Consider the following 25,503-nt stretch of genomic DNA (forward strand, 5'->3'; position numbering starts at 1 on the left):
CCGGATATCTGTGGGAGCGAAGCTTGCTCGCGAAGGCGTCAGGTCAGTCAACATCTGTGTTGAATGTTAAGACGCCTTCGCGAGCAAGCTTCGCTCCCACAGGGCTCGCATTACGAGCGCGGCACCAGGTCCAGGCACACCGAGTTGATGCAATAGCGCAGGCCGGTCGGCGGCGGGCCATCCGGGAACACGTGCCCCAGGTGGGCCTCGCATTTGGCGCAGACCACTTCGGTGCGGACCATGCCGTGGCTGACATCACGGTTCTCGACCATGGCGCTGTCGCCAATCGGCGCGTAGAAGCTCGGCCAACCGCAGCCGGAGTCGAATTTGGTCTTGGAGTCGAACAGCGGCTCTTTACAGCAGATGCAGTGGTAGACGCCGTCAGTCTTGGTGTCGTTGTACTTGCCGGAGAACGGCCGTTCCGTGCCCTTGAGACGGCAAACGTTGTACTGCTCCGGATCGAGCATCGCCTTCCATTCTTCCAGGGTTTTATCCAACTTTTCCATCGTCACACCTCAGCAGCTGAAAAAGCCCGATCTGTACCTTTTCCACGGATCGGGCGGCACGTATGATTGCGCCTCGTCAAACGCCAGTCTGGCAGCCATACCACGCGCATTCAAACGGATTTATGGGTGCCGCATCTCAAGGCGTCAGGCCTGTGTGAATACGCAGGATTCCCAGTACGGTTGTTCATACGCCGCCTGGATCGTTCATTTTCGGGAACACATCGCCATGCAGGTCAGCAAATCGAACAAGCTCGCCAACGTCTGCTACGACATTCGCGGCCCAGTGCTCAAGCACGCCAAACGCCTGGAAGAGGAAGGTCATCGCATCCTCAAGCTGAACATCGGCAACCCGGCGCCCTTTGGTTTCGAAGCGCCGGACGAAATCCTCCAGGACGTGATCCGCAACCTGCCGACCGCTCAGGGCTACAGCGACTCCAAAGGCCTGTTCAGCGCGCGCAAGGCCGTCATGCAGTACTACCAGCAAAAGCAGGTGGAAGGCGTCGGCATTGAAGACATCTACCTGGGCAACGGCGTTTCCGAGCTGATTGTGATGTCGATGCAGGCTTTGCTGAACAATGGCGACGAAGTGCTGGTGCCAGCGCCTGACTATCCGCTGTGGACGGCTGCCGTGAGCCTGTCCGGCGGCAACCCGGTGCATTACCTGTGCGACGAGCAAGCCAACTGGTGGCCGGACCTGGCCGACATCAAGGCCAAGATCACCCCGAACACCAAGGCCCTGGTGATCATCAACCCGAACAACCCGACCGGCGCCGTGTACTCCAAAGAAGTGCTACTGGGTATGCTGGAACTGGCTCGCCAGCACAACCTGGTGGTGTTCTCCGACGAGATCTACGACAAGATCCTGTACGACGATGCCGTGCACATTTGCACCGCGTCCCTCGCACCGGACCTGCTGTGCCTGACCTTCAACGGTCTGTCCAAGTCGTATCGCGTGGCCGGTTTCCGTTCCGGCTGGATTGCCATTTCCGGTCCGAAACACCACGCCCAGAGCTACATCGAAGGCATCGACATGCTGGCCAATATGCGCCTGTGTGCCAACGTGCCGAGCCAGCATGCGATCCAGACCGCGCTCGGTGGCTATCAGAGCATCAACGATCTGGTATTGCCCCAAGGTCGCCTGCTGGAACAGCGCAATCGCACCTGGGAACTGCTCAACGATATTCCGGGCGTGAGCTGCGTCAAGCCGATGGGGGCGTTGTATGCGTTCCCGCGGATCGACCCGAAAGTCTGCCCGATCCACAACGACGAGAAGTTCGTACTCGACCTGCTGCTCTCCGAGAAGCTGCTGGTGGTGCAAGGCACGGCCTTCAACTGGCCTTGGCCGGATCACTTCCGAGTCGTGACCTTGCCACGAGTGGACGAGCTGGACATGGCCATCGGCCGGATCGGCAACTTCCTCAAATCCTACCGCCAGTAACCTGGACTTCACCGTGCGACCCGGGCATCGGTCGCGCGGTGATCAATTCAGCAACATATCTTTGCGCCCCACCAGACATCACTGCCCTTATCGCTGACTGATGCCAGGTTTCGTGGCCGCGTCCAACAAAGACGGGGCCTGAGACGCGAATTCGCTGTCAAAGACGTCCGGCATCGCCGTCGGAATTGCCCTGCAAACAGCTAGACTGTTGCCGTAGGACACAGTTTGAAATAGTCACTCGGTTGAATAGCCCGGTGCAGCACCTTATATACCCCGCAGTACGCTACATCTTTAGCATGAGGAGATTTCTACAACCATGATGCGCATCCTGCTGTTTTTGGCCACTAACCTGGCGGTCGTGCTGATTGCCAGCATCACCCTGAGCCTTTTCGGCTTCAACGGGTTCATGGCGGCCAACGGGGTTGATCTCAACCTCAATCAGCTGCTGATTTTCTGTGCGGTCTTTGGTTTCGCCGGTTCCCTGTTCTCGCTGTTCATCTCCAAGTGGATGGCGAAGATGAGCACCAGCACCCAAATCATCAGCCAGCCGCGCACACGTCACGAGCAATGGCTGCTGCAAACCGTCGAGCAACTGTCCCGCGAAGCCGGGATCAAGATGCCCGAAGTCGGGATTTTCCCTGCCTACGAGGCCAATGCGTTCGCCACGGGCTGGAACAAGAACGACGCACTGGTTGCGGTAAGCCAGGGCCTGCTCGAGCGTTTTTCGCCGGATGAAGTGAAGGCCGTCCTGGCCCACGAAATCGGCCACGTGGCCAATGGCGACATGGTCACCCTGGCGTTGATCCAGGGCGTGGTGAACACCTTTGTGATGTTCTTTGCACGGATCATCGGCAACTTTGTCGACAAGGTGATCTTCAAGAACGAAGAAGGCCAGGGCATCGCCTACTATGTGGCGACCATCTTTGCTGAACTGGTCCTGGGTATTCTGGCCAGCTCCATCGTCATGTGGTTCTCGCGCAAACGTGAGTTCCGTGCCGACGAAGCCGGTGCACGCCTGGCCGGCACCAGTGCAATGATTGGTGCCTTGCAACGCCTTCGTGCGGAACAGGGCCTGCCGGTGCACATGCCGGATACACTGAATGCCTTTGGCATCAACGGTGGCATCAAACAAGGGTTCGCTCGTATGTTCATGAGCCACCCGCCACTGGAAGAGCGTATTGACGCGTTGCGTCGTCGGGGCTGAGAGGCTCCGCACTAAAGAAAAGGCCCGCAGTGAATGCGGGCCTTTTTTTGTCTGCTGTGTCTCATCCTGAATAAGGTTTACACCTTAATGGCTGGAAACCCGATAAACCCGTTCCTCAAGCCGAGTGACACCGCTCTCGACAAATTTCCAGCTCTCGCCCAGCACGTCCTGGTCTTCCAGAATCTTCAGCTCCCAGGTGGCCCCGAACAACCGTTGCACTTCGTCATCCAGCACGGCAAACGGCGGGCCTTCCTTCTGCGCCTGGTCATAATCCAGGGTAATCAAAAGCCCCAGTGAATCCTTCGGCAGAATTCGCTTCAAATGCTCAGCGTACTGTTCACGCATCGTCGGCGGCAACGCGATCAACGCCGCGCGGTCGTATAGTGCGCTGCAATCGGCGACATCACCGGCCGTCAACGCGAAGAAGTCGCCGCACCAGACCTCGATCGAACCCGCCCGATAGACCGTGAAGGGTCCCTGGTCACTGACGTCTGGATCGAATTGATGCTCGTGAAAAAAGTCTTCCACCGCCTTTTCCGATAATTCGATGCCCAACACCTCGTGACCGCATTTCGCCAGCCACAACAGATCCAGGCTTTTGCCACATAACGGCACCAATACGCGCGCTCCCTCCTCCACGTCCAGTTGCGGCCAGTACCGTTGCAGATATGGATTCACTTCCGGCAGGTGAAAGCCGATCTGATTCGACGTCCACCGCTTGTGCCAAAACTCCGGCTGCATAATTAATCCCGAAAATTCGATCAAAAGACGCTAAAACTTATATTAGATTTAGATCAATGATCTGACTGAAGATGCTGCCATCTTACCCCTCAGGAGCTCTTTCATGTTCCCCAGCCTGTACATATCCCATGGCTCACCCATGTTGGCGCTCGAACCAGGCGCCAGCGGGCCCGCCCTCGCTCGCCTGGCCGCCGAATTGCCGAAACCGAAAGCCATCGTGATTGTGTCTGCGCACTGGGAAAGCAACGAGCTACTGGTCAGCGGCAATCCCCGGCCTGAAACCTGGCATGATTTCGGCGGCTTCCCGAAAGCACTGTTCGAAGTGCAATACCCGGCGCCCGGCAACCCTCAACTGGCTGGCGAGGTGGTCGAGTTACTACAGGCCGACAACCTGCCGGCACGGATCGATACCAAACGACCCTTCGACCACGGCGTCTGGGTGCCTTTGTCGTTGATGTATCCGCAGGCCGACATCCCGGTGGTGCAAGTCTCGCTGCCCACCCGTGGCGGCCCGGCTTTGCAAACCAGGGTCGGCCATGCCTTGGCCAGCCTGCGCGAACACGGCGTGTTGTTGATCGGCTCCGGCAGCATCACCCATAACCTGCGCGAACTGGACTGGCACGCCGGCCCGGAAAGCGTCGAACCGTGGGCCCAGACGTTCCGTGACTGGATGATTGAAAAACTCGCTGCCAACGATGAAGCCGCGCTGCACGATTATCGTCAACAGGCACCGAACGCAGTGCGCAACCATCCCAGTGATGAGCATTTGCTGCCGTTGTACTTTGCTCGCGGGGCTGGGGGTGAGTTCAGTATTGCTCATCAAGGGTTCACCATGGGCGCGCTGGGCATGGACATTTACCGTTTTGGCTGACAGATAGGCCGTACATAAAACAGCTGGCAAAAAAAATCCCCGAACCAGTCGGGGATTTTTTATGTTCGATCAATCAGCTCAAGAGCGGATCAATCTTCGCGATAGCGACGCAGCTTCAACTGCTTACCGGCAACGCGAGTGTCCTTCAGCTTGGTCAGCAGTTTCTCCAGACCATCTTCCGGCAGCTCGACGAGGCTGAAGCTGTCACGCACCTGGATGCGACCGATTGCTTCGCGAGCCAGGCCACCTTCGTTGAGGATAGCGCCCAGCAGGTTCTTGGCAGCGATACCATCACGCGCACCCAGCGCGGTACGGCAACGAGCACGGCCTTCGGCCAATGCAACCGGAGCACGACGCTCACGATCACCACGGTCCGGACGATCACCGGTGCGCTCTGGACGATCGCCACGCGGTGCGTTGTTCGGCACCAGTGGACGTTCTTTCTCGATCGCGGCCAGGGTCAGCGCCTGAGCGTTGGTTGCCTTGCGCAGCAGAGCAGCGGCCAATGCACGCGGGGTGCAACCGATGTCGGCAGTCAGGCGATCCAGCAGATCACCGTGAGTCGATTCGGCATCAGCAACCAGTGGCGACAGGCTGTTGGTCAGTTTCTTGATGCGGGCATCGAGAACGGCCTGAGCATCCGGCAGGCGGACTTCGGCAACTTTCTGACCGGTTACACGCTCGATCACTTGCAGCATGCGACGCTCACGCGGAGTCACCAGCAACAGCGCACGACCTTCGCGACCGGCACGGCCAGTACGGCCGATACGGTGAACGTAGGACTCTGGATCGTATGGCATGTCAACGTTGAACACGTGAGTGATGCGCGGAACGTCCAGACCACGAGCAGCAACGTCGGTCGCTACAACGATGTCCAGACGGCCATCCTTGAGTGATTCGATCACGCGCTCACGCTGGTTCTGAGCAATGTCACCGTTCAGCGCAGCGGCTTTGTAGCCTTTGGCTTCCAGGGCACTGGCCAGGTCCAGGGTCGCTTGCTTGGTGCGCACGAACATGATCAGGGCGTCGAAATCTTCCACTTCCAGCAGGCTCAATACAGCCGAGGTCTTCTGGTCAGCGTGAACCAACAGGTGAGCCTGTTCGATCGCGGTAACGGTCTGAGTCTTGGTCTGGATCTTCACGTGTTGCGGATCGCGCAGATGGCGTTCGGCAATGGCACGGATCGACTGCGGCAGGGTGGCCGAGAACAATACGGTCTGACGGGTTGGCGGCAGAGCCTTGAAGATAACTTCGAGGTCGTCCATGAAACCCAGTTTGAGCATTTCGTCCGCTTCGTCCAGAACCAGGTGGTTCACGGTCGACAGTACTTTTTCGTCACGACGCAGGTGGTCGCACAGACGGCCCGGCGTGGCGACAACGATCTGTGCGCCATTACGGATTGCTTTCAGTTGTGGACCCATAGGGGCGCCGCCGTAAACGGCCACAACGGTAACGCCCGGCATTTGCTTGGCGTAGGTTTCGAAAGCGGTTGCTACTTGCAGCGCCAACTCACGGGTTGGCGCCAGGATCAGGGCTTGCGGCTCGCGCTTTGCAGGATCGATGCAGTGCAGGATCGGCAGGGCGAACGCAGCGGTTTTACCCGTACCGGTTTGCGCCTGACCAATCATGTCGTGACCGGCCATGATGATCGGGATCGATTGCTGCTGAATAGCCGAAGGCTCTTCGTAGCCAGTCGCGATGACGGCTGCAAGGATATTCGGATTAAGATTAAAAGCGGCGAAGCCGCCGGTTTCCTGGGTCATGGGTCTGCCTCTAAGTGCATCCGCAAAGACCCATGCTCCAAAGCTGCGCATGCCGTGTAAGACTCAAGAGTCGCCCTGGCTGCTTTGTCGGCGGGGATTTGCGAAAACGAATGAATGAAAAAGATTCGTCAAGGGAGAGTCCGCTGTGCGGACGTGCAGCCGAAGCTGACTTCGGGAAATTGCGCTACCTAAACGCGGCCCGGTTAAAGGCCGGCGCGCACTATACCGGAAATCGCCCAAAAAGGGAGCATTATTTGTCGGAAAACTGACGTATATACCGTTCTGTCACAGGCTTTGCGGATAATCGTGCAACAGTCTATTTTTCAAAGGCCCGGCCCTGCTGGCGATGGCGCTAAAACGGTTCATCCTTGTGACGCAGACCCGCGGTCTTGAACTTCGGTCTGGCACACCCTTCCCGCCCGAGGAAATGCTCCATGAATCAGCCCGGCTCCAGTCGTGTCACCCGTGAAAAACACGGCCATGTCCTGATGATCGGCCTGGATCGGGTCGCCAAGCGCAATGCCTTCGACCTCGATTTGCTCAACGCTCTGAGCCTGGCTTACGGCGAGTTCGAGGCCGACAGCGAGGCGCGCGTGGCGGTGGTGTTCGGTCACGGCGAGCACTTCACCGCCGGGCTCGACCTGATCAATGCCAGCGCTGCCCTGGCCGAAGGCTGGCAGACACCGCCCGGCGGTTGCGATCCGTGGGGCGTGTTTGCCGGGCCCCGGGTGAGCAAACCGGTGATTGTCGCCGCGCAAGGCTACTGCCTGACCATTGGCATCGAGTTGATGCTGGCCGCGGACATCAACCTCTGCGCCAGCAACACCCGTTTTGCCCAGAAGGAAGTGCAGCGCGGGATCTTTCCCTTCGGTGGCGCCACGTTGCGTCTGCATCAAGTCGCCGGCTGGGGCAATGCCATGCGCTGGCTGCTGACCGGCGATGAATTCGATGCTCACGATGCGTTGCATCTGGGGTTGGTGCAGGAAGTCATGGCCAGCGAGGATTTGCTGCCGCGCGCGATTGAGCTGGCTGAGCGAATTGCCCGGCAGGCCCCGCTGGGGGTTCAGGCGACGTTGATGTCTGCGCGGCAGGCGCGTTATGAGGGAGAAACCGCGGCGGCGCAGGGATTGCCGCCGCTGGTGAAGAAGTTGCTGGCGAGTGAGGATGCCAAAGAGGGGGTGCGATCAATGGTCGAGAAGCGGCCGGGCATCTTCAAAGGGGTTTGAAGGATGTATTGACTGTAGGGGCCTCTTCGCGGGCAAGCCTCGCTCCTACAGGGTTTGCAGGATCCCGTAGGAGCGAGGCTTGCCCGCGAAGAGGCCCTAAAGAACACCACATCAAGTCGCCGGGCGAATCGCCTTGATCAACGACTGCAACGAATACCCCAATCGCGGTGCAAGCTCTTCGGCCCGGGCGATCAATCCGTCCATGTCCAGTTCCTGATCCAGTTCCGAAGGCACGATCAGAATCACGTTGCCCTCCTTCACCGGCAGCTCCCAGTAATGCCGGTGATAGAGCCCACGCAACAACGCAGCGCCCAAGGGCTTGCCGTCGTCGGTGGCCCATTGATTGATCACCAGCCAGCCGCCCGGATTCAAGCGTTTCTGACAGTTTTCCAGGAAGCTCCAGGCCAGATGCCCGACTCCCGGACCGACATCGGTATAAAGGTCGACGAAGATCAGGTCCGCCGGTTCAGCGGTATCGAGCAATTCCAGCGCATCGCCGACTCGGATATACAACCGCGGATCGTCATCGAGCCCCAGGTATTCGATGGCCAAACGCGGTACGTCGGGGCGCAACTCGATGGCTTCGACATCTTCAAGGGGCAAAAACCTCAGGCACGCCTGGGTCAGCGTGCCGGCGCCCAGACCAAGAAACAGCGCGCTTTCCGGCTGTTCGTGGCACAGCGCGCCAATCAGCATCGCCCGGGTGTAATCGTACTCGAGCCAGCTCGGGTCAGCCGTGAACACGCAGCTCTGCTCAATGGCATCACCGAACTCGAGAAAACGGTAATCGGCCACTTCCAGCACGCGAATCACGCCGAACTCATCCTGTACCTCGGCGAGCAGATGCTCGACGCGCTCCTCAGTCATTTCGTCTCCTGATCGTCGCCAGGCCCGGCAACTCGATAAACCGCAACATGAAGCGGCAAAGGCGCGATTGTCCGCGAAGCGACGGGAACAGGTCACGCACTAATTTGCTGATAACATGAGTGTCCGAGCGTAAAACAACCGAGACCGTGATGAGCCAACCCTGGAGCCCTGACAGCTGGCGCGCCCTGCCGATCCAGCAACAACCCCTTTACCCCGACGCCGCGCATTTGCGTCAAGTCGAGCAAACCCTGGCCAGCTACCCGCCGCTGGTGTTTGCCGGTGAGGCCCGGGAGTTGCGCCGTCAGTTCGCAGAAGTCACCCAGGGCCGTGCGTTTCTGTTGCAGGGCGGCGACTGCGCCGAAAGCTTCGCCGAGTTCTCCGCGGCGAAAATCCGCGACACCTTTAAAGTCTTGCTGCAGATGGCGATCGTCATGACCTTCGCCGCGGGCTGCCCGGTGGTCAAGGTCGGGCGCATGGCCGGCCAGTTCGCCAAGCCTCGCTCAGCCAACGATGAAACCATCGACGGCGTGACCCTCCCCGCCTACCGTGGCGACATCGTCAACGGTATCGGTTTCGACGAAAAAAGCCGCGTGCCGGACCCGGAGCGCTTGCTCCAGTCCTATCACCAGTCCACCGCGACCCTGAACCTGCTGCGTGCTTTCGCCCAGGGCGGTTTTGCCGACCTGCATCAGGTGCACAAATGGAACCTGGACTTCATCGCCAACTCGGCGCTGGCTGAAAAATACAGCCACCTGGCCGATCGCATCGATGAAACCCTGGCCTTCATGCGCGCTTGCGGCATGGACAGCTCGCCACAACTGCGCGAAACCAGCTTCTTCACGGCCCACGAAGCGCTGTTGCTGAATTACGAAGAAGCTTTCGTGCGCCGCGACAGTCTGACTAACGACTACTACGATTGCTCGGCGCACATGCTGTGGATCGGCGACCGCACCCGTCAGCTCGACGGCGCCCACGTCGAATTCCTGCGAGGCGTGAATAACCCGATTGGGGTCAAGGTCGGCCCAAGCATGAACCCTGAAGACCTGATTCGCCTGATCGACGTGCTTAACCCGGACAACGATCCGGGCCGCTTGAACCTGATCGCACGCATGGGCGCGAACAAGGTTGGCGATCACTTGCCAGCGTTGATCCGCGCGGTGCAGCGTGAAGGCAAGCAGGTGCTCTGGAGTTCGGACCCGATGCATGGCAACACCATCAAGGCCAGCAGCGGCTACAAGACCCGCGACTTCGCGCAGATCCTCGGTGAAGTGAAGCAGTTCTTCCAGGTTCACGAGGCAGAAGGCAGTTACGCCGGCGGTATCCACATCGAGATGACCGGGCAGAACGTGACCGAGTGCATTGGCGGCGCGCGGCCGATCACTGAAGACGGGTTGTCGGACCGTTACCACACCCATTGCGATCCGCGGATGAATGCTGATCAGTCGTTGGAGTTGGCTTTTTTGATTGCCGAGACCTTGAAACAAGTCCGGCGCTAAACCGCGTCGCGCCATTCGCGGGCAAGCCTCGCTCCTACAAAATTGCGTTGTATCTGTAGGAGCGAGGCTTGCCCGCGAAGGCGCCCGTTCAGTCACCGCCAATCGTCACCAACGCTACCCGCAACCGCGCCGCACTCGCCCGCGGACAATTCAGCTGAACCCGCTCAAGCCCCAGCCAATCCGCCATCTGCCGCAGATTGAGCGCCAACGCCAGCATCCCCGCCTCGTCCAGCCCTGGTTCCTCTTCATGCACGGCATGCACCGCCAGCCGGCTCAACGCTCGTTCGGCTCGCAGATCAACCCGTGCGGCAATCCGTTCATTGTGCAAAAACGGCAGTACGTAATAGCCGTAGACCCGCTTGTCCTGCGGCGTGTAAATCTCCAGTCGATAACGGAAATCGAACAACCGCTCGGTGCGGCTGCGTTCCCAGATCAACGAATCAAAGGGTGATAGCAAGGCACTGGACTCGACCTTGCGCGGCACTTTCGACTCGGGCAGGCAATAAGCCGGTTGCCGCCAGCCCTGAACCTCGCAAGCCAGCAACTCACCCGCCTCTATCAGTTCCGCCAGACGCGGCCGGCTGTCTGCCGGGTTCAGGCGAAAATAATCACGCAGGTCCTTTTCCGTGCCAACCCCCAATGCCGTCGCAGCATGCAGCAACAGCCCCCGCAGGGCCTCGGTTTCACTCAGCAAAGGCTGTTGCAGAACCGCCGAAGGAATCACCCGTTCCGGCAGGTCATAAAGCCGCTCGAATCCACGGCGGCCGGCAACGGTCACTTCACCGGCGGCGAACAACCATTCCAGCGCATGTTTTTCAGCGCTCCAGTCCCACCATGGCCCCGCCCGCTCCTGGCGGGTCGACAAGCTTCCGGCCCCCAGTGCGCCGAGTTCCTGCACCGAGGCCAGCACCCGGCGAATCGTGTCCTGCTGCTCGCGACCGAAACGTGCCAGTTGCTGATAGATGTCTTCGCCGCGCGTCGCACGCTGCATGCGCCAACGCATCAAGGGGTACATCGACATGGGCAGCAACGAAGCTTCATGGCCCCAATATTCGAACAACGTGCGACGTCGGCCCTTACTCCAGGCAGCCTGATCGAGCAAATCGGGGGAATAATTTCCGAGGCGGGAAAACAAGGGAAGGTAGTGCGAACGCACCAACGCATTGACCGAATCGATCTGCAAAATGCCCAGTCGTTCGATCAGCCGGTTGAGCTGAACCGGTTTGATCGCCGCTGGCGGTTGCCGCCCGTTGAACCCTTGCGCGGCCAGCGCCAGACGTCGAGCCTGTTTGTTGGAAAAGGACAGCGTTGCGGGCATGAATACCTCCGTGTCTGCTCGCAACCTACCTCACCAGAGAGGGGTTTGTGTAGCGATGGCCTCATCATTTATGCATCGGATCATCCCAGAACGGCCTGACCGACTCATGCTCTACATCCGCACGACTCACGCCAATGTCTTTCAGTGCTTCGTCGCTCAGGCTTGCCAGCAGGTCACGTTCACGGTGAAGTTCGTACCAGCGACTAAACTTGTGCAGCAGATCGGATACCGCGTGGATTGAGAATTTTTCTTCCGTTACTTGCTCGTTATGACCTTTCATCTTGTTGCCCTCCTTTAGGGATGGCTCAAGTCTCGCCTCAGCGCTAAGATCAATCCAACGAATGTTTCTGATGGTAACCATCTCGGAGATTGATGGATGTCGGCGTACCCAAGTATCGATACGGATGTGCTGCGTACCTTTGTCGCCATTGCCGACCAAGGCGGTTTTACCCGTGCCGGTGAAATGGTCAACCGCACGCAGTCAGCGGTGAGCATGCAGATGAAGCGTCTGGAAGAAGACGTGTTGCAGCGTCAGTTGTTCGAGCGTGATGGACGCCAGGTCAAGCTGACCGCCGAAGGCCAGGTATTGCTGGGTTACGCGAGGCGCATCCTCAAACTTCACAGCGAAGTCTTCAATACCCTGCGCGAGCCGCACATGGTCGGCACCGTGCGCATCGGCACGCCCGACGATTACGTCATGCGTTTCCTGCCGGGGATCCTGTCGCGCTTCGCCAAGTTCTACCCGCTGATCCAGATCGAGGTTCACTGCGAATCATCAAAACAATTGCTGCAACGCCAGGACTTGGACTTGTCCATCGTCACCCGCGAGCCGGGCAGCGAGATCGGCCAGTTGCTGCGCAAGGAGCGTTTCGTCTGGGCTGAAGCACAATGTTTCAGCGCCCACGAGCAGACGCCGTTACCGTTGGCGATGTTCAACAGTGATTGTTTCTGCAGGCTGTGGGCGTGCAATGCACTGGACGCCATGGGGCGCGATTACCGCATCGCCTACAACAGTTCGAGCCTGTCGGCGTTGATGGCCGTGGTCAGTGCGGGCCTCGCGGTGACCGCGCAACTGGAAAGCCTGATCACGCCGGACATGCGCATCCTGGGAGCCGCCGAAGACCTGCCGCTGTTGCCGGAAGCCAGCATCATGCTGATACGCAACCTGAACAACCCTTCACCGATCACCGAGTGCCTGGCCGAACATATCGTCGAAGGCTTCAAACTTTAAACGCGAGCATCACCGCGCACAGCACCAGGAAACCGCAGAACAACCCGCGCAATAGCCGCTCCGGCATGGCGTGGGCGATCTTCACGCCCCAGCTGATGCTCATCAATCCGCCGACAGCCAACGGCAACCCGATCAGCCAGTCCACTTGATGATGCACCGCGTAAGTCACCAGTGTGACGCCGGTGCTGGGCAGCGCCAGGGCCAGCGACAAGCCTTGAGCCACCACCTGGGTGGTGCCGAACAGGCTGGTCAGCACCGGCGTCGCCACCACCGCACCGCCAACTCCGAACAACCCGCCCATGGCGCCGGATGCCGCGCCAAGCACGCCCAACCATGGCCAGGAATAACGCATATGGGCAGAGGCCGGCGCGTTGGCGGTGAACATGCGCACCACGTTGTAGGCCGACAGGGCAATCAGAAACGCGACAAAGCCCAGGCGCATGGTCTCCGCGTCAATGCCTACCGCCCAGATCGACCCGATCCAGGCGAAGCAGAACCCCATTGCGGCCAATGGCAGCGCGTGGCGCATTTCGATGCGGTTGCGCTGGTGATAACGCCACAGCGCCAGCATCACGTTGGGCACCACCATGACCAATGCCGTGCCCTGGGCAATTTGCTGATCGAGACCGAACAGCACGCCCAGCAACGGAATCGCGATCAAGCCACCGCCAATTCCGAATATTCCGCCGAGGGTTCCCAGGGCTGCGCCGAAGGCCAGATACATCACGAACTCAATCACAGGCGATTTTCCTTTTGTCAGAGCATTCATCCTACGCAGTCGACGCTGGCGGGGAAACGCACAGCAACGCACAATGGCTGTGCCAACTTCGCACAAGCACTGACACACCATGAACCCAAATCAATTGACCGAACAGCTAGGCCTTTTCCTAGATGTACTGGAAACCGGGAGCTTTTCCGCGGCGTCCCGCCGACATCCTCTGACGCCTTCGGCGGTGGCGCGACGTATCGACAGCCTGGAAAATGCAGTCGGCAGCCAGCTGTTCATTCGCAGCACCCACGCGGTGCGCGCCACTCCTGCAGGCCTGGCGTTCGCCGAACGGGCGCGACGGATTGTGGCAGAACTGCGCCTGGCCCGCGCCGAAGCGGTGTCCCTGAGCAGTTCGCCGGAAGGCTTGATCCGGATTGATGCGCCAGCGGCGTTCGGCCGACGGCACTTGGCGCCGGTGATTGCCGACTTCCTGATGCTCTATCCGGGCCTCGACGTGCAATTGCATTTGATCGACAGTTTTGTCGACATGCAGGGGCTGAATCTGGGCAAGGTGGATCTGGTGCTGCGCGCAGGGCAAATGGCCGACACCCGGCTGGTGGCCACGCCGCTGGCGAGTATGGTGCGTATTGCCTGCGCCAGCCCCGAGTACCTGAAACGTCGCGGCGTCCCGACCGAGCCGGCGCAGTTGATCGAACATGACGGCCTCGACTGGGACGGCCTGGCCCCACCCTTCGCCTGGCGCTTTGAACGCGACGGGCACATGCACCTGCATCGCCCGGCGCGCATCCGCATGAGTGCCAACAATGCCGAGGCGTTGGTCTGCGGTGCGCTGGCCGGGTTGGGCATCGCGCATTTGCCGACCTGGCTTGCCAGCGAATATCTGTTGCGCGGCGAGTTATTGCCGCTGTTTTGTGAAAACGGCCTGCCACCCACGGACTCCACCGGCATCTATGCATTGCGACTGTCGCAACAACCCAATTCGCGCAGCCGCCTGCTTCTGGAATACCTGAAAACCCGTTTCAGCCCTATTCCACCGTGGGACCTGGCTCTGCAAAACACCCTGGACCGGCACTAGTCTAGAATTGTCTGGTGCATTAAAGATTCGTCCGCTAGATTCATGACGATCACTGATCAAGGCTTTGAAATGACCACCGAGCGCAATACCCGGGATAACTGCGACGACCTGCTGCTGGACAATCAGGCTTGCTTCGCCCTGCATTCCACGTCGCTGCTAATGACCAAGGTCTACAAGCCGCTGCTGCAAGCGCTGGGCCTGACCTATCCGCAGTACCTGGCAATGATGGTGTTGTGGGAGCGGGATGGTTTGACTGTTGGAGAAATCAGCACACGACTGCTGACAGATCCCGGCTCGTTGACGCCTTTGCTCAAACGCCTGGAAGTCGAAGGACTGCTCAGTCGCACACGCAGCCGTGAGGATGAGCGGGTGGTGATCGTCGAGCTGACCGAACAGGGGCGTGCGTTGCGCGATAAGGCACGCAGCATTCCCCAGTGCATCCTCGGTGCAAGCGGAATGACGCTTGAGAGACTGCAAAAACTTCAAGCGGAGCTGCAAGAACTGCGCAGCAATCTCCAAGACAGCCTCTAATCTCCAAACCACCCCGGATCCCCTGTAGGAGTGAGCCGGCTCCGGGCGGCGTTCCGACGATGACGGAGTGTCATTCAGCATTGATACTGACTGACACTCCGTCATCGTCGGAACGCCGCCCGGAGCCGGCTCACTCCTACATTTGCTTTGTTGTATCCCTGCCGACCTCGCTGGCCCCTTCGAAAAAATATTCCGTTAAAAAACCCTTCCGCAACCGCTCTAACTCAACACCTCCAATCCGCGCCCTCCTCTAATCCAAAACTTTTTCAAGATTTTATCTTGCGCGCAAGATATTAGCGCGATACATTCACCTCGCACTTACTTGGCGCGCAAACATTTAGCGCAAACCAAACAAACCCGAACGAGGCTCACACCATGCAAACTCTCTACACCGCAATCGCAACCTCCACTGGCGGCCGTGACGGTCGTGCGGTTTCCAGTGACAACATCCTCGACGTCAAACTCGCCACCCCGAAAGAACTCGGTGGTGCCGGCGGCGCAGCGACCAACCCTGAGCAACTGTTCGCAGCCGGCTACTCCGCCTGCTTCATCGGCGCGCTGAAATTCGTCGCCAGCCAGACCAAACGCAGCATCCCGAATGACGCCTCGATCACCGCCCATGTCGGAATCGGCCAGATCCCTGGTGGCTTCGGCCTGGACATCGACCTGCACATCAGCCTGCCGGGTCTTGAACAGGCCGACGCGCAAAGCCTGGTCGAGGCGGCCCACCAGGTCTGCCCGTACTCGAACGCGACCCGTGGCAACGTCGATGTGCGTCTGCACGTTACCGTCTAACCACTGACTTCCAGGCCCGAACAGGAAATGAACATGAACACTTTCAGCAAAGTCTTGACCGGCACCCTTCTCGCTTTGTCCATCAACAACGCATTCGCGGGCGATGGGGTTGAACACAACACCCAGGCGTTCCTCGATGTCCTGAATGCCGGCACCGGCAAACCGATGGAACAACTCACCCCCAAAGAAGCCCGCGCGGTGCTGGTGGGTGCGCAAGCCTCGGTGAAGTTGACACTGCCAAAAGCCGATGTCAGCGAGAAGACCATACAAGTCGACGGCAAACCGCTCAGCCTGACTATCGTCCGGCCGGCCGGGGTCAAGGGCGAGCTGCCGGTGTTCATGTTCTTCCACGGCGGCGGCTGGGTGCTGGGGGATTTCCCGACCCACGAACGTCTGGTTCGTGACCTGGTGACGGGTTCGGGTGCAGCGGCGGTGTTCGTCAATTACACCCCGTCACCGGAAGCGCATTATCCGGTGGCGATCAATCAGGCTTACGCCGCGACGAAATGGGTGGCTGAGCACGGCAAAGAAATCAACGTCGACGGCAAGCGCCTGGCAGTGGCCGGCAACAGCGTCGGCGGCAACATGGCGGCCGTGGTTGCACTGATGGCCAAAGACAAGGGCACGCCGGCGATCAAGTTCCAGGTGCTGCTGTGGCCGGTGACCGATGCCAGCTTCGAAACCGCGTCCTACAACCAGTTTGCCGAGGGGCACTTCCTCACCAAAAACATGATGAAGTGGTTCTGGGACAACTACACCACCGACGCCAAACAACGTAACGAGATCTACGCCTCGCCGCTGCGGGCCACCACTGCGCAACTGAAGGGCTTGCCGCCTGCGCTGGTGCAAACAGCCGGTGCCGACGTGTTGCGCGATGAAGGTGAAGCCTATGCCCGCAAACTGGACGAGGCTGGGGTGCCGGTCACCGCGGTTCGTTACAACGGGATGATTCACGACTACGGTTTGCTTAACGTAGTGAGCCAGGTGCCGGCAGTACGTTCGGCGATGCTGCAAGCGTCCGAAGAACTGAAACAACATCTGAAGAAATAACACAGCTCTAATGTAGGAGTGAGCCTGCTCGCGATGACGGAGTGTCAGTCGACATTGATTTCGACTGACACTCAGTCATTGGGACAAGGTTCACTCCTACAAGGGTTGCAACGTTGAATTCGAAATTGCGCACACAAAAAAGCCCGACTCAATGGTCGGGCTTTTTCATTCCTGAGGCTGTGCTTATTTAGCACGGCCTTTGTAGGAACCGCCTTCGCGGGTGTCGATCTCGATGCGGTCACCGATTTCGATGAAGTCAGCAACTTGCAACTCGGTGCCGTTGCTCAGCTTGGCAGGCTTCATCACCTTGCCGGAAGTGTCGCCGCGAGCCGAACCTTCGGTGTAGTCAACTACGCGCACGATGGTGGTCGGCAGTTCTACGGAAACCAGACGCTCTTCGAAGAAGATCGCTTCGCAAACATCGGTCATGCCTTCTTCAACGAAAGGCAGAACGGCTTCGATGTCTTCAGCGTTCAGCTCGTACATGGTGTAGTCGGTGGTGTCCATGAACGTGTAGGTGTCGCCGCTGATGAACGACAGGGTCGCTTCTTTGCGGTCGAGGATTACGTCGTCCAGTTTGTCGTCAGCGCTGTAAACGATCTCGGTCTTGTAACCGGTCAGCAGGTTTTTCAGCTTGGTCTTCATGATCGCGCTGTTACGACCGGATTTGGTGAATTCAGCTTTCTGAACCAGCCAAGGATCGTTTTCGAGACGGATCACGGTACCGGGTTTCAGTTCTTTACCAGTTTTCATTGCGAATATCCGAATTTGGATGGGATTTACAAAAATCTAGGCCGCGTATCATATCCAATTTAGGTAAAACTGTACCAGCGCTGCGGCAAGATCGGCCTGCAAGGCCTGTTCCAGACACCACGCCTCGGCGTGTTTTTGCAGCTCCGGCCAGTGTTTACGGGTGGTCAGCCAGTGGTCGGACATATTAAGGCCTGCATTCCACGCACGCCAAAGACCGCTGATCGCCTCGCGGGCAGGCTCGGACAGGCCTTGGGTGTACAGCGCGAGGAAGGCATCGAGCTTGTCCAGGTGGATGTCTTCGTCCTGCTGATAGATGTGCCAGAGCAGCGGCCGCCCTGCCCATTGCGCTCGGACAAAGGAATCTTCGCCGCGCACGGCGTTGAAGTCGCAGCACCAGAGCAGGTGGTCGTATTGATCCTGTCGGACGAACGGCAAGACTTGCACGGTCACCTCACCGCGCACATGCAACGCGCCGGCCGCCAGCTGATCGACACCCAGCCAGCGTTCTACATCCCCTAGAATCCGGCCTTCGGGCACCAGCAGATGCGTGGGTATCGAATCGGCGGCCATCGTGTCCAGCCAACTGGCCAAGCCACTGTTTTCATACGCGAACAGTGAGATCAGTTGGGCGCTCGGTGCGCGATTAATCCCCAGGCCTTGCAGGAATGCTCGCTGTGCCTCGGGGCTTTGCTGAAACTGCCTGCGACGTTCAAGCAATCCGCTTTCTCGCAGCAAGCCCCCCGTGCCTTTCTGAAACCCAGGAAAGAAGAAGTACTTCTGCACGCTCTTGTACTTCACCGACGGCAAACCGTGACAGCCGATCACCCAGTCTTCGGCGCTCAGATAGTCGAGGTTCATCCACAGCGGCGGCTTTTCCCGCGAAGCCATGGCGTCCATGTAGGGGCTCGGCAACTGGCAGGCGAACGCGGCGATCACGACATCGGCGGCTTCAGCGGGTTGCCATTCGGTAGGCCACTGACGCACCTCGACACCCTGCTGCCATTGTTGCGAAGCGCGTATGTCGATGTCCGGACAGATGCGCTCAAAGGCCCGCAGGTCATCGACCCACAAACGCACCTCCACCGCATGCTCGGCCACCAACTGTCGGGCCAGGCGCCAGGTCACGCCGATGTCGCCAAAGTTGTCGACCACGGTGCAAAAAATATCCCAGCGCCAGCGGTTTTTCACTTGAGGCATTTCAGGCATTCCAGGCTCCCGTTGGCAAAGGCGCCGATTGTCCGCATAAATTACCTCGCGCAGAAGAGCCGACGGCGATTAATCTTCGTGCGACAATCGCCATTCGCCCGCGCCCACCCGCCAGGAGGCAGCCATGCCCTACCGTCCCTCTCCACGCCGCCCGTTGCCGATTCAGCTCAATGCGCTGCAATTGACCGGCAGCATTGCCCTCGGTCTGTGGCTTGGATTCCTCGCGATCGCGCTGACCTGCTGGCTCGCCTCGCGCCTGCTGTTCAGCGAGCAACTCGCGCCGGTCGCAGCCGCTGTAGAGCAACTGGCCAAGCCGCCGGTGGTGGTGCAACCGGTGCCGGACATCCCGCCGCAAAGCCCGCTGTTCGAACAGTACGAAGATAACCTGCGCAAGAATGAACAACAGCAACGGATGGATCAGGCCCGCAGCACCCGCCGCAACCTGTCCAACCCGAAATGCCAGTTCTGGCTGCAACAGGACCAGACCGCGCCGAGCGAAAAAAGCCGTGCCAATGTCCTGCAATTCTGCGACTGATCATGAAGCTCTCTATGCATAAGCCGACCGTCCACCAGTTGATTCTCGACAAGCTTCGAATCGATCTCGACATCGCCGAGCGTGCCGCGCAAACCGCTTACGAAACCGCAACCCACGAAGAAAATATCGCCGAAAACAAGTACGACACGTTGGGTCTGGAGGCGTCTTATCTAGCGGCCGGACAGGCCAAACGTGTGGAAGAGATCAGGCAGTCACTCACGCTGTGCCAGAACCTGACCTTGCGTCCTTATGACGAACAACGCGGGATCGAAGTGGGCGCCCTGCTCGGACTGGAAGACGAAAAGGGTCATGAGCAGTGGCTGTTTCTGGCGCCTGACGCGGCGGGTCTGAAAGTCGATATGGTCGGACAGATGATCACCGTCATCACCCCTCGTTCACCGCTGGGCAAAAGCCTGCTGGGCAAGTTCGAAGGGGACGAGGTAGAGATTCTGGTGGCGGGCGCCCGGCAACAGTTTGCTGTTACCGAGGTCATTTAAAAGGGATCAGTGGACCGGCAGTTCGACGCCGTCGAACAGCTCTTCCAGTTCCTGCTTGTTGTGGCACTGAATGGCCTTGGCCATCACTTCGCGGGTCAGGTGCGGCGCGAACTTCTCGATGAAGTCGCACATGAAACCACGCAGGAAGGTGCCACGACGGAAACCGATTTTGGTGATGCTGGATTCGAACAAGTCGCTGGCATCGAGCATGACCAGGTCACTGTCGAGTTTGGCATCGACCGCCATTTTCGCCACGATGCCCACGCCCAGGCCCAGACGAACATATGTCTTGATCACGTCGGCGTCGGCCGCGGTGAACACCACTTTCGGCGTCAGGCCGCGATGGCTGAAGGCTTCGTCGAGTTTCGAACGGCCGGTGAAGCCAAACACGTAAGTCACAATCGGGTATTCGGCCAGTGCTTCCAGGGTCAGCTTCGACAGCTTGGTCAGCGGGTGGCCCTGAGGCACGACCACGCAGCGGTTCCAGCGGTAGCACGGCATCATCACCAGGTCGCCGAACAGTTCCAGCGCTTCGGTGGCGATGGCGAAATCCACGGTGCCGTCAGCGGCCATTTCGGCGATTTGCATCGGCGAACCCTGGTGCATGTGCAGGGCAACGTCCGGGTACTGCTTGATGAAATTGCTGATCACCGGCGGCAAGGCATAACGTGCCTGAGTGTGCGTGGTGGCGATCGATAGGGTGCCTTTTTTCTCGTTGGAGAACTCCTGGGCGATCTGCTTGATGCTTTCAACCTTGCGCAGGATCTCGCCGGCGGTGGTGATGATGCGCTCGCCGGCCGGGGTGACGCGGGTCAGGTGCTTGCCGCTGCGAGCAAAAACCTCGACGCCCAATTCGTCCTCCAGCAGACGGATCTGCTTGCTGATACCCGGTTGCGAGGTGTAAAGGCTTTGGGCTGTAGCGGAAACGTTGAGGTCGTGGTGCGCCACTTCCCAGATGTAGCGCAGTTGTTGAAGCTTCATATGAATCCCTCAAAGCAAGGTAGACGCCACGGGCATCAGCGACGGTATATAACTATATTAATGGTCTGAAGAATAAATCTAGAACTTTTTTGTCAAATTGCCACTATTCTTGCTCTAGCGATCCCCCTGGCGACGTCGCTCAACCAGCGGCACCAGATAAACCGGCACACGCGCCAGTTGCAACACCCGCGCAGCGGTGCGGCCCAAGGGTGTTTCCGCCCCTGCGCCATGGCTGTGACTACCTACGATCAACAAATCCACGGAGAGTTTCTGCGCCTGGTCGAGAATCACCTGCGACGGGTCCCCCTGCAGCACCCGCACCGCTTTGATCCGCTCCAGATCCTGCTCCCCTTCATCCCCCAATTCTTCACGAAAACTGTCGAGCACCCGCTGCTCGATATTGGCAATCACCGTGCTCAGGCCCTGACTGTGAAACTCGTTCAAGGCCTGCTCATCGAGGTAACTCTGCAGCACTGATTCGGCAAACAACCCCATGGGCTCAACGGCGTGCACCACATACAAGTCGGCATTGAATGTCCGCGCCAGCGCCAAGGCATGCTGCATCACCAACGGTGCGTACAGCCCGAGATCCGTGGCATACAGCATCGAATGAATCATATGACCTCCTCGCGTGCCAACATGGCGGAGATTTGATTCAGCTTAGCAGTGCCTTGACGAGTACGACGTTCGGCGTAACGCGTTGAACGGCGGGCTTAAACTTTTTGCTCGTTGCTGATGCCATGGGGCACGTGACCGGTGGCGACCACTTCGCGGGCCAGCTCGCAATGGCCGGCCTGGTCGTCGAAAAACACATCAGCGGCGAACGCTTCGAGAAACGCCGATTTGGTCAAGCCGCCAAGAAACAGCGACTCGTCCAGACGAATGTCCCACTCGCGCAAGGTACGGATCACCCGCTCATGGGCTGGCGCCGACCGCGCCGTCACCAGGGCGGTGCGGATCGGACAGGCGTCATCGGGAAACTCGCGCTGCAACAGATTGAGGGCGGCGAGGAAGCCTTTGAACGGCCCTCCGCGCAAGGGCTCGCGGGCCGATTCGCGCTCGCTGGCCTGAAACGCTTCCAGGCCACCGGACTGATAGATCCGCTCGGACTCATCGGAAAACAGCACGGCATCACCGTCGAAGGCGATGCGCAACTCATCGCTGGCCGCACGGCTGGCCCCCCCCGACAAAATGGTCGCCGCAGCGAACCCTGCGTCCAGCGCGCTGCGCACATCTTCGGCATGGGTGGAGAGAAACAGGTCGCAACCAAAGGCCTTGAGGTACGGATAAGGGCTGCGCCCGCCCACGAACGCCGCGCGGGAAATCGCCAGGCCATAATGATCAATCGAGTTGAATACGCGCAGGCCGGTGTCGGCGCTGTTGCGCGACACCAGGATCACCTCGACCCGGGCCCGACCGAGGCTGGCGTTCAGATTGAGCAGTTTTTCCACCAACGGAAACGCATCCCCGGGCTCGAGGATTTCGTCTTCATGTTCAATCTGATATTGCCGGTAAGCTTCGACGCCGCTCGACAGATAGACCTTATGGCTTTCGCTCAGGTCGAACAGCGCTCGCGATGAAATCGCCAGCACCAGTTTGTCGTCGATAGTCTTTGCCATGCCCTTCCCCCTCAGGTTGATCGACTCACGTGTTGCGTCGATCGATAAAACTCAAGCTGCGATACAAGGCTTCGATTCGTGGCAATTCGCACCCCGCCGCCTTGGCCGTTGCCAGCGGTTGCGCGTAGATCGCCTGCAGCTCCAGCGGTCGTTTGTGCAGAAAATCGTGGTACATGCTTGGCCAATAGTCGGGCATTTTCTCGGTCACCTTGAACAAATGCTCGGCATACCCGACCGGAATATCGTGACCGCAGGCGATTGCTCCCCGAACCACTTCGGCCATCAGCGACTGGATCAGTTCCCGGCTGTCGGCATCAGCCATCAACGGCGTGGTGCTGGCCCCGAGCAGCACCGACAGACCGTTGTAAGGGATATTCCAGACCAGTTTTTGCCAGCGTGCCTGGTGGAGGTTCGGCATGGCCTGAGAGTCGATACCGGCTGCGCGGAATAGTCCGGCGCCCTCCTCGACAATCGTCATTCGCGCCTGCTCATCGGCTGCGGGACCGCTGTGGTAGCCGACGTTTACCGCGCCGAGCGCTTGATGGGTTATGACGCCAGGCCCTTCGCGATGGACGCAGATAAAACACAGCCCGCCGAGCAGGTGCAGGGAATCGGGAAGTAACTCACGCAAGCTGTCTTCGACGTCCAGGCCATTTTGCAACAGCAGGACGTTGGCATTCGGGGCGGCGGCCTGGATGATGGCAGGCGCCAAATCCGCGTTGCTGGTGGCTTTTGCGCCGACCAGCACCCAGTCACAGGCGGGCATGTCCTCAGCGGACGAATAGGCCTGGACCGGGTTCAGCGTCAATGCGCCATGCACCGCACTGTCGACTTGCAGCCCGCGTTCAGCGACTGCTGCAAATTCACTGCGCAACAAGAAGTGCACATCGAACCCGGCACGCGCCAGCATCACCCCGTAGAACCCGCCGATCGCGCCGGTTCCGATAATACCGATTGTCGGTTTGGCAACTGCCCCCATCATGGCAACTCCTCTGCATGTCGACTGAGCACCTGGCGCACGGTTTCATTGAGCCCGGTGCTGGTCAGGCGCGACTGTACTGCCCCGAAGAACTCGCCGTCGCGCACCACAAACAGCGCCGGCAAATGAAAAACCTGATAACGCTCGACCAGCCCGCCATTGTCCCCGGCATCGATCCAGCACAGCCGGTCGATCGCCAGATCGAGTCTTGGCAATTGCTCACGGGCAAAACGGCAACTGGCGCAGCCGACGCTGGTGAAAATCACCAGCGACACACCGCTCATCGCTAGCAGCCGTTGGTCGGCGTCGAAATCAGTCAGTTCCAATTCGACCACTATACTGGGGGAAACAATGTCAAATGGCCGACACATGGAGTTTGTGTTCATGGGACGTTTTCTACCTCACCCTGACGATGTGCCCGTCGAGTTAACGTTGCTCAAGCATGAGTGCATTTCGCGGCAACGGCTGCACACTATCAGCCTCGGCGGCATGGCTTGCAATTACCACCGCGCCTGGCGCCACGGTACGGCGCTGGAAGTACGCATGCCAACCTTGAATCCCGATTTGCGCTATCTGGGCTATGTGGCCTGGTGCCTGCGACGCAAGCGCGGCTACCTGGTGGGCATTGCCTTCGTCGACGAACAGATGCTGTTCAGTGCGCGAATGGGCGAGCAGGTTTGCCAGATCGAACGTTATTGCCGCCTGCGTGACGCACACGAAGACCTGCAGGATATTCAGGCCCTGGCCCTCGACTGGGTCCAGCAGCATGCCGACGAGTTCTCTCACGACACGGTTCGCAAGGCATTTGCACAGCCTGCGCTGGGTTAGGCGACGCTCTCAATTAGTGAGAATGCCCCTAAAACCGGTGTCTGCCCATTGTCGAGCAGGCGCCTAACGCGCTAAGGTTCGGCTCCCCGACGCGCTTAATTTGCTGTGCTCCGCCGCGCGGGTTCGCTGGCGGCCGGCACCCGTGACCTGACGAGTAAACGATGGCTGATTTACCGATCAACGACCTAAACGTCGCCTCCAACGAGACCCTGATCACTCCCGATCAGCTCAAGCGTGATATCCCTCTGAGCGACGCGGCCCTGCGCACCGTCACCAAGGGCCGCGAAGTCATTCGCAACATTCTTGATGGCACCGACCACCGATTGTTCGTCGTGATCGGCCCTTGCTCGATCCACGACATCAAGGCGGCCCACGAATACGCCGAGCGCCTGAAAGTGCTTGCCGCAGAAGTGTCCGATACCTTGTATCTGGTCATGCGCGTGTATTTCGAGAAGCCACGTACCACTGTCGGCTGGAAAGGTCTGATCAACGACCCGTACCTGGATGACTCCTTCAAGATTCAGGACGGTCTGCACATCGGTCGTCGGTTGCTGCTGGACCTGGCCGAGATGGGCCTGCCGACCGCCACTGAAGCCCTCGACCCGATCTCCCCGCAATACTTGCAGGACCTGATCAGCTGGTCGGCCATCGGCGCGCGCACCACCGAATCCCAGACTCACCGTGAGATGGCTTCCGGCCTGTCTTCGGCTGTCGGCTTCAAGAATGGCACCGATGGCGGCTTGACCGTGGCGATCAACGCCCTGCAGTCGGTTTCCAGCCCGCACCGTTTCCTGGGCATCAACCAGGAAGGTGGCGTGTCGATCGTCACCACCAAGGGCAACGCCTACGGTCACGTGGTCCTGCGCGGTGGCAACGGCAAGCCGAACTATGATTCGGTCAGCGTCGCGCTCTGCGAGCAAGCGCTGAACAAGGCGAAGATCAAGCCGAACATCATGGTCGATTGCAGCCACGCCAACTCCAACAAGGATCCGGCCCTGCAACCGCTGGTGATGGAGAACGTCGCCAACCAGATCCTCGAAGGCAACCAGTCGATCATCGGCCTGATGGTCGAAAGTCACCTGAACTGGGGCTGCCAGGCCATCCCGAAAGACCTCGCCGACTTGCAATACGGCGTGTCGATCACCGATGCCTGCATCGATTGGTCCGCTACAGAAACCACCTTGCGCAGCATGCACGCCAAGCTCAAGGATGTGCTGCCCAAACGCGCTCGCACCTGATCACGTTTCGCTGCACACAAAAACG

The 25,503-nt window shown here is 59.3% G+C and carries 28 protein-coding genes; 14 read left to right on the forward strand and 14 right to left on the reverse strand.

The features are described from left to right. Positions 1–110 precede the first annotated feature (110 nt). A complete protein-coding gene (gene msrB, locus ACA068_RS20415) occupies positions 111–506 on the reverse strand; it encodes a peptide-methionine (R)-S-oxide reductase MsrB (RefSeq protein WP_497304336.1) in 396 nt (131 codons plus the stop codon). 226 nt (positions 507–732) lie between these two features. Here msrB and ACA068_RS20420 point away from each other — a divergent pair, with 226 nt between their 5' ends. Together ACA068_RS20420 and htpX are read left to right on the forward strand one after the other, a co-directional pair. Continuing rightward, a complete protein-coding gene (locus ACA068_RS20420; RefSeq protein WP_219095308.1) occupies positions 733–1,944 on the forward strand; it encodes a pyridoxal phosphate-dependent aminotransferase in 1,212 nt (403 codons plus the stop codon). A gap of 316 nt (positions 1,945–2,260) precedes the next feature. Continuing rightward, entirely contained in the window at positions 2,261–3,148 is an 888-nt protein-coding gene (gene htpX / locus ACA068_RS20425; RefSeq protein ID WP_059403635.1) for a protease HtpX, read from the forward strand. 84 nt (positions 3,149–3,232) lie between these two features. Here the strand turns inward: htpX and ACA068_RS20430 are convergent, their stop codons facing one another. Next, positions 3,233–3,889, reverse strand: a complete 657-nt coding sequence (locus ACA068_RS20430) for a thiopurine S-methyltransferase (protein ID WP_497304338.1) — start codon at positions 3,887–3,889, stop codon at positions 3,233–3,235. A 103-nt stretch (positions 3,890–3,992) separates the two neighbouring features. On the opposite strand from ACA068_RS20430, the gene ACA068_RS20435 reads away from it, so the two are divergent. Further along, the gene (locus ACA068_RS20435; RefSeq protein ID WP_497304340.1) at positions 3,993–4,760 is read left to right on the forward strand and encodes a DODA-type extradiol aromatic ring-opening family dioxygenase; all 768 of its coding nucleotides are present in this window, start codon (positions 3,993–3,995) and stop codon (positions 4,758–4,760) included. An 89-nt stretch (positions 4,761–4,849) separates the two neighbouring features. Here ACA068_RS20435 and ACA068_RS20440 read toward each other — a convergent pair whose 3' ends face one another. Then, positions 4,850–6,523, reverse strand: a complete 1,674-nt coding sequence (locus ACA068_RS20440) for a DEAD/DEAH box helicase (RefSeq protein ID WP_497304341.1) — start codon at positions 6,521–6,523, stop codon at positions 4,850–4,852. A gap of 434 nt (positions 6,524–6,957) precedes the next feature. On the opposite strand from ACA068_RS20440, the gene ACA068_RS20445 reads away from it, so the two are divergent. After that, entirely contained in the window at positions 6,958–7,749 is a 792-nt protein-coding gene (locus tag ACA068_RS20445; RefSeq protein ID WP_497304343.1) for a crotonase/enoyl-CoA hydratase family protein, read from the forward strand. A 111-nt stretch (positions 7,750–7,860) separates the two neighbouring features. Here the strand turns inward: ACA068_RS20445 and ACA068_RS20450 are convergent, their stop codons facing one another. After that, a complete protein-coding gene (locus tag ACA068_RS20450) occupies positions 7,861–8,616 on the reverse strand; it encodes a spermidine synthase (RefSeq protein WP_497304345.1) in 756 nt (251 codons plus the stop codon). Positions 8,617–8,765: 149 nt separating this feature from the next. Here ACA068_RS20450 and ACA068_RS20455 point away from each other — a divergent pair, with 149 nt between their 5' ends. After that, positions 8,766–10,112 (forward strand): class II 3-deoxy-7-phosphoheptulonate synthase, encoded by a 1,347-nt coding sequence (locus ACA068_RS20455; protein ID WP_010461297.1) that lies wholly within the window; start codon positions 8,766–8,768, stop codon positions 10,110–10,112. 88 nt (positions 10,113–10,200) lie between these two features. Here the strand turns inward: ACA068_RS20455 and ACA068_RS20460 are convergent, their stop codons facing one another. Further along, positions 10,201–11,430 (reverse strand): winged helix-turn-helix domain-containing protein, encoded by a 1,230-nt coding sequence (locus ACA068_RS20460; RefSeq protein WP_497304347.1) that lies wholly within the window; start codon positions 11,428–11,430, stop codon positions 10,201–10,203. Positions 11,431–11,494: 64 nt separating this feature from the next. After that, complete coding sequence (locus tag ACA068_RS20465) at positions 11,495–11,710, reverse strand: DUF1127 domain-containing protein (protein WP_497304349.1); 216 nt, start codon at positions 11,708–11,710, stop codon at positions 11,495–11,497. A 96-nt stretch (positions 11,711–11,806) separates the two neighbouring features. On the opposite strand from ACA068_RS20465, the gene ACA068_RS20470 reads away from it, so the two are divergent. Further along, entirely contained in the window at positions 11,807–12,661 is an 855-nt protein-coding gene (locus ACA068_RS20470; protein ID WP_497304351.1) for a LysR family transcriptional regulator, read from the forward strand. On the opposite strand, the gene ACA068_RS20475 is transcribed toward ACA068_RS20470, so the two are convergent. After that, entirely contained in the window at positions 12,651–13,385 is a 735-nt protein-coding gene (locus tag ACA068_RS20475; RefSeq protein WP_497310636.1) for a sulfite exporter TauE/SafE family protein, read from the reverse strand. The genes ACA068_RS20470 and ACA068_RS20475 overlap by 11 nt on opposite strands. Positions 13,386–13,509: 124 nt before the next feature. Here ACA068_RS20475 and ACA068_RS20480 point away from each other — a divergent pair, with 124 nt between their 5' ends. From ACA068_RS20480 to ACA068_RS20495, 4 genes are all read left to right on the forward strand, one after another. After that, positions 13,510–14,466, forward strand: a complete 957-nt coding sequence (locus ACA068_RS20480) for a LysR family transcriptional regulator (protein ID WP_497304353.1) — start codon at positions 13,510–13,512, stop codon at positions 14,464–14,466. A gap of 69 nt (positions 14,467–14,535) precedes the next feature. Then, the gene (locus ACA068_RS20485; RefSeq protein ID WP_497310637.1) at positions 14,536–14,997 is read left to right on the forward strand and encodes a MarR family winged helix-turn-helix transcriptional regulator; all 462 of its coding nucleotides are present in this window, start codon (positions 14,536–14,538) and stop codon (positions 14,995–14,997) included. Between the two features lie 375 nt (positions 14,998–15,372). Next, positions 15,373–15,792: an organic hydroperoxide resistance protein gene (locus ACA068_RS20490; RefSeq protein ID WP_010461312.1), complete on the forward strand. Its 420-nt coding sequence runs from the start codon at positions 15,373–15,375 to the stop codon at positions 15,790–15,792. A gap of 33 nt (positions 15,793–15,825) precedes the next feature. Further along, positions 15,826–16,842 (forward strand): alpha/beta hydrolase, encoded by a 1,017-nt coding sequence (locus tag ACA068_RS20495; protein WP_497304355.1) that lies wholly within the window; start codon positions 15,826–15,828, stop codon positions 16,840–16,842. Between the two features lie 183 nt (positions 16,843–17,025). On the opposite strand, the gene ACA068_RS20500 is transcribed toward ACA068_RS20495, so the two are convergent. Together ACA068_RS20500 and earP are read right to left on the reverse strand one after the other, a co-directional pair. Then, positions 17,026–17,595 carry an elongation factor P gene (locus ACA068_RS20500; protein ID WP_032626910.1) on the reverse strand — a complete coding sequence of 190 codons (570 nt, stop codon included), beginning with the start codon at positions 17,593–17,595 and terminating at the stop codon, positions 17,026–17,028. A 48-nt stretch (positions 17,596–17,643) separates the two neighbouring features. Further along, the gene (gene earP, locus ACA068_RS20505) at positions 17,644–18,801 is read right to left on the reverse strand and encodes an elongation factor P maturation arginine rhamnosyltransferase EarP (protein WP_497304357.1); all 1,158 of its coding nucleotides are present in this window, start codon (positions 18,799–18,801) and stop codon (positions 17,644–17,646) included. A 124-nt stretch (positions 18,802–18,925) separates the two neighbouring features. Between earP and ACA068_RS20510 the strand changes: the two genes are divergently transcribed. Together ACA068_RS20510 and ACA068_RS20515 are read left to right on the forward strand one after the other, a co-directional pair. Then, the gene (locus ACA068_RS20510) at positions 18,926–19,336 is read left to right on the forward strand and encodes a hypothetical protein (RefSeq protein ID WP_497304359.1); all 411 of its coding nucleotides are present in this window, start codon (positions 18,926–18,928) and stop codon (positions 19,334–19,336) included. Between the two features lie 14 nt (positions 19,337–19,350). Beyond that, positions 19,351–19,833: a GreA/GreB family elongation factor gene (locus ACA068_RS20515; RefSeq protein ID WP_497304361.1), complete on the forward strand. Its 483-nt coding sequence runs from the start codon at positions 19,351–19,353 to the stop codon at positions 19,831–19,833. A gap of 6 nt (positions 19,834–19,839) precedes the next feature. Here ACA068_RS20515 and cysB read toward each other — a convergent pair whose 3' ends face one another. From cysB to ACA068_RS20540, 5 genes are all read right to left on the reverse strand, one after another. Continuing rightward, a complete protein-coding gene (gene cysB / locus ACA068_RS20520; RefSeq protein ID WP_008148549.1) occupies positions 19,840–20,814 on the reverse strand; it encodes an HTH-type transcriptional regulator CysB in 975 nt (324 codons plus the stop codon). 114 nt (positions 20,815–20,928) lie between these two features. Beyond that, positions 20,929–21,432 carry a universal stress protein gene (locus ACA068_RS20525; protein ID WP_403103834.1) on the reverse strand — a complete coding sequence of 168 codons (504 nt, stop codon included), beginning with the start codon at positions 21,430–21,432 and terminating at the stop codon, positions 20,929–20,931. 95 nt (positions 21,433–21,527) lie between these two features. Beyond that, a complete protein-coding gene (locus tag ACA068_RS20530; protein WP_461975464.1) occupies positions 21,528–22,433 on the reverse strand; it encodes a 5'-nucleotidase in 906 nt (301 codons plus the stop codon). 25 nt (positions 22,434–22,458) lie between these two features. After that, positions 22,459–23,415: a putative 2-dehydropantoate 2-reductase gene (locus ACA068_RS20535; protein WP_497304363.1), complete on the reverse strand. Its 957-nt coding sequence runs from the start codon at positions 23,413–23,415 to the stop codon at positions 22,459–22,461. Continuing rightward, positions 23,412–23,798 (reverse strand): thioredoxin family protein, encoded by a 387-nt coding sequence (locus tag ACA068_RS20540; protein WP_497304365.1) that lies wholly within the window; start codon positions 23,796–23,798, stop codon positions 23,412–23,414. Before ACA068_RS20540 ends, ACA068_RS20535 begins: the two co-directional genes overlap by 4 nt. Here ACA068_RS20540 and ACA068_RS20545 point away from each other — a divergent pair. Both ACA068_RS20545 and ACA068_RS20550 read left to right on the forward strand, forming a co-directional pair. Further along, positions 23,797–24,240, forward strand: a complete 444-nt coding sequence (locus tag ACA068_RS20545) for a PilZ domain-containing protein (RefSeq protein ID WP_497304367.1) — start codon at positions 23,797–23,799, stop codon at positions 24,238–24,240. The two genes, ACA068_RS20540 and ACA068_RS20545, sit on opposite strands and share 2 nt — an antisense overlap. Before the next feature lie 161 nt (positions 24,241–24,401). Continuing rightward, the gene (locus tag ACA068_RS20550; RefSeq protein ID WP_497304369.1) at positions 24,402–25,478 is read left to right on the forward strand and encodes a 3-deoxy-7-phosphoheptulonate synthase; all 1,077 of its coding nucleotides are present in this window, start codon (positions 24,402–24,404) and stop codon (positions 25,476–25,478) included. The last annotated feature ends 25 nt before the right edge of the window (positions 25,479–25,503 follow it).

Source organism: Pseudomonas sp. LBUM1660, assembly GCF_059695935.1.